At 51.1% G+C, this 237-nt stretch carries 1 protein-coding gene; it reads right to left on the reverse strand.

Translation table 11 applies throughout. The features are described 5' to 3' along the window. Positions 1-55: 55 nt before the first annotated feature. On the reverse strand, positions 56-237 hold a 182-nt coding region (locus tag GYRE_RS23100; protein ID WP_038258909.1), incomplete at its 5' end, for a DNA-directed RNA polymerase subunit beta.

A 237-nucleotide genomic window follows, 5' to 3' on the forward strand; every position in this document is an offset into this window, starting at 1 on the left:
AGCACACTCTGCTGCCGGGGGTTAACCCGACAGCAGTGACCTGTTTGAGCGAGAATTACTCGTCTTCCAGTTCGATGTTGATACCCAGCGAACGAATCTCTTTCAACAGTACGTTGAAGGATTCTGGCATGCCCGGCTCCATCTGATGGTTGCCGTCCACGATGTTTTTATACATCTTGGTACGACCGTTCACGTCATCAGACTTAACGGTGAGCATTTCCTGCAGGGTATAGGCGG

Origin of the sequence: Yokenella regensburgei ATCC 49455, assembly GCF_000735455.1 — a bacterium.
Taxonomy (GTDB): Bacteria; Pseudomonadota; Gammaproteobacteria; order Enterobacterales; family Enterobacteriaceae; genus Yokenella; species Yokenella regensburgei.